This is a genomic window from Pedobacter sp. (assembly GCF_045627485.1).
Lineage (GTDB): Bacteria > Bacteroidota > Bacteroidia > Sphingobacteriales > Sphingobacteriaceae > Pedobacter.
In genome coordinates this window covers 1-3,306 of record NZ_JAZQNU010000022.1, presented here as the reverse complement: position 1 = coordinate 3,306, position 3,306 = coordinate 1, and the positions used below count along the sequence as shown (strand labels likewise).

Sequence of the window (3,306 nt, the reverse complement as noted above, 5' to 3'; positions counted from 1 at the left end):
AAGGAGTTGTCCCTCTCTATTGTCTTCCTAAGACCGCTTGGCCTCCGACTTGTTTAAACCTGAGCGCTTTAACGGCTAATATTTTGAAATCAGGAATGAAGTTATTAGGTATAACTGTTCCAGAAAGAATGTAATTGATGATTAAAAAGTAAGTCGGATCGTAGCCATGTCGTTCTGTGAGCCAAGGAGTTGTCCCTCTCTATTGTCTTCCTAAGACCGCTTGGCCTCCGACTTATGAAATGATTACTGAACAAAGCAGGTTTCAAAAGTGGGGTAGATAGTGATCCTCACCTCCAGCTAACGGCGACCGAGCTTGAAATGATCATTCTACCTTCAAAATACCCTGTTGAAATTGCAGCAGCAGCAAAAGGTTACACTCCGGCAACGCTGGCTAACTATCTTTACGAGGTAGCCAAGATGTTTAATAAATTTTACCATGAGGTGCCACCTATTATTAAAGAAGAAAGTGATGCCGTTAGACAACACCGTTTAAACCTGAGCGCTTTAACGGCTAATATTTTGAAATCAGGAATGAAGTTATTAGGTATAACTGTTCCAGAAAGAATGTAATTGATGATTAAAAAGTGCTTTAACACTATAATAGGAGGTGCCAAAGAATTTCCACTGGCCGGGAGAATATTTCATGCCATGTCGCTTTTCATTAGCCTTACCTTGTTGTTTAAAGCACTTTTTTACCATTTTACCAGTCTGCAGCTGGCTTCAGTGGTTTGTGGTGTGGCATTGCTGCTGGAAGTTGGTTTTTACAGCCTTAGCCGTATCAAAAAACGAACTGTTCTGGCGGCAACGCTCAGTTCTGTTAAACTGACGCTTATCCTCGTGTTAATTTACCTGTATAACGGGGGATTAAGTGGCAACATGTTGTTGCTTTCCACCATCAGCTTATTTCTCATCATCCTGATTACGCCACAAAAACAAGCCTGGCTTTGGTTTGTAACCATTACTGTGCTCGTATTTGTGATGCTGTATTTAGAATACCAGGATCCTGCCGTTGTGCAACAGCATTATATCGACCGCAAAGAGCAATATATAGATATGGCAATGACTTATTTAACCATTACCTGTATCGTGTATGGCGCAATGACTGTACTGCGCAATAGCTTTGAGAAACAAAGGGAATTTGCAGCCTTGCAGACCAAGAAATTAAGCGATCTGAATGACGAAAAAAATAAGATGCTGTCAATCCTGTCAAGAGAGCTCAATGCGCCTATATTGGCCGTAAAACAATACCTCCATGTGGCACAAAGCGCAGATGTTAATGAAGAAATGCGAATAGTGATGGAGAAAGACCTGCACAGTTCCCTTGATGATGCACAGTACCTGTTACATAATGTACTGCTATGGGCACGTACACAAATGGAGGTGGATCATGTGCAGCTGGAGCCTGTTGATGTGGCCAACCAGATTCAGCGCGTTGTAAGGTCCTATGAACCCAAAGCCGCAAGAAAAGGTATAAAGATTGATTTAGACCTTCCACAAGATGTGGTCATCCTGGCCGATCCAAAAATGCTGATGGTAGTGATGCGTAACCTGGTTTCAAATGCGGTAAAATTCACTAACCTGGAAGGGGAAATTGACATCAGTGCCGTGGTAGAAGCAGACAATTGTGTAATTGCGATTAAGGATAACGGCATTGGCCTGACCAAGGAAAAACAAAACGTAATATTTACTTTAAACATTGCCCCTAATTATGGAACGGCCAATGAAAAAGGTACCGGTTTAGGGCTGGTGCTCAGCAAGGATTATGTAGACCGGCAAGGTGGCAAGATATGGTTTAATAGTATACCATGGGAAGGCACCACCTTTTATGTATCCTTTCCATTAGTAGAAGTGCCAGATTACTTAATGGACAAGGAAAATGTAAATGCCTAAGCTTCTTTTTGCACCCCTTCCTTGGTGGTTACCGGTACTTTCTTCCTGAAGATAGGGAAGCTCATCGGGCTTTTTGAAGGACGCTCATCACCAAGTAAAACACCCCATTGTTTAAACATCTCCGTCCGGTCGAAAACTACCTTTAATACCGCTATCAGTGGCATGGAAAGAAACATTCCAGATACCCCGGCAATACTTCCCCCTACAACAACCCCAATAATAGAAACCAGTGCATTGATCTTAATTTTTGAGCCTACAATCCTCGGCATCAGGATGTTATTGTCAAGAAATTGCACTACTGCAATAATAATCAGTACAGTTAACACCGGCCAGATGTCTGGAGACGATGTTAAAGTAAGCAAAACCCCTATAATATTCCCAAACAATGCTCCAACATAAGGAATCAGGTTTAAAATGGCAAAGATGATCCCGATCAGCAAGGCGTGGTTGATCCCAAAAGCCATTAGTGTACCCCCTAAAAGGATGGTCATATAGGTTACCTGGATCAACAATCCCATCAGGTAACTTTTAACAATTGATTCCGTATGGTAGATGGCGTCTTTTACACGCGTATGATCCTCTTTTTTGAACCACATAAAGATAAATCTCAGCAGGATATCTTTATAAAACAAGATCAGGTAAATGTAGATGGGCAATAAACCGACGAATATGAAAACCGAACTCAAGGTAACGGCAGCACCACTTGCCAATCCACCTGCATAATTTAGCAGCGCGGCACTTTTATCATTGATAAACTTGGTTTGTTCTGTGGTAGAGTAGGGTGAAATCCTGCCAATCCATTCGCTAAGTGAATGCAGGTGTATGGAAACATTCTTTTTAATCTGCGGGAAATCATTAATGAGATTGCCCATTTGTGAAGAGAAGAACCAACCGATGAGGCCAACAACTACCACCACCATTAAAATGGGAATGATGATGGCTAATAGTTCAGGGAATCGCCATCTCCGCAATACCCTGAATGCAGGATAGAGTAACAGGCTCATGAAAAACGCGGTAAGGATGGGCATGATAATGCCGCTGCCGATCACTAAGACGGCGCCTATTAATACTACGCCTAATAATTCTATAGATCTCTTAACGGTGAGCGGCATTTCAGACATAGTATTCTTTTAAATTTACACAACAAACACGGGAAGGTAAGAAATGTTTGGCTAGTTTTGCGCTTTACCCGATAATTCGCATAAGATGATTACAAATGAAACTATAGTTGCTTTATCTACACCTCCAGGTATTGGTGCGATTGGTATTATCCGTTTATCCGGAAAAGATGCCATCAAGATTGCCAACTCGGTATTTTCGGGGAAGGATTTAGAGAAGCAGGATTCACATACGCTACATTTCGGCTTGATTAAAGACGGCGACCGGGTGATTGATGAGGTGGTGGTGAGTTTGTTC

Annotated in this window: 4 protein-coding genes and 1 pseudogene; 4 read left to right on the top strand and 1 reads right to left on the bottom strand. The window is 42.0% G+C overall.

Annotated features, from left to right (window positions below):
* The first annotated feature begins 59 nt into the window (after positions 1 to 59).
* From ACR2F3_RS01925 to ACR2F3_RS01915, 3 genes are all read left to right on the top strand, one after another.
* Entirely contained in the window at positions 60 to 134 is a 75-nt protein-coding gene (locus tag ACR2F3_RS01925) for a DALR anticodon-binding domain-containing protein (protein ID WP_432708294.1), read from the top strand.
* A gap of 112 nt (positions 135 to 246) precedes the next feature.
* Complete coding sequence (locus tag ACR2F3_RS01920; RefSeq protein WP_432708293.1) at positions 247 to 570, top strand: DALR anticodon-binding domain-containing protein; 324 nt, start codon at positions 247 to 249, stop codon at positions 568 to 570.
* Between the two features lie 3 nt (positions 571 to 573).
* A complete protein-coding gene (locus tag ACR2F3_RS01915) occupies positions 574 to 1,890 on the top strand; it encodes a sensor histidine kinase (protein WP_432708292.1) in 1,317 nt (438 codons plus the stop codon).
* On the opposite strand, the gene ACR2F3_RS01910 is transcribed toward ACR2F3_RS01915, so the two are convergent.
* Positions 1,887 to 3,011, bottom strand: coding sequence for an AI-2E family transporter (locus ACR2F3_RS01910; protein WP_432708291.1), 1,125 nt, complete (start codon positions 3,009 to 3,011; stop codon positions 1,887 to 1,889). The two genes, ACR2F3_RS01915 and ACR2F3_RS01910, sit on opposite strands and share 4 nt — an antisense overlap.
* A gap of 85 nt (positions 3,012 to 3,096) precedes the next feature.
* Between ACR2F3_RS01910 and ACR2F3_RS01905 the strand changes: the two are divergent.
* Positions 3,097 to 3,306: pseudogene (locus ACR2F3_RS01905) on the top strand (tRNA uridine-5-carboxymethylaminomethyl(34) synthesis GTPase MnmE); the annotation flags it as partial.

What these genes read in the sequence shown, in the direction of transcription:
- ACR2F3_RS01915 (WP_432708292.1), top strand. Translation starts at nt 574, where the DNA reads ATGATTAAAAAGTGCTTTAACACTATAATAGGAGGTGCCAAAGAATTT.
- ACR2F3_RS01910 (WP_432708291.1), bottom strand. Translation starts at nt 3,011, where the DNA reads ATGTCTGAAATGCCGCTCACCGTTAAGAGATCTATAGAATTATTAGGC.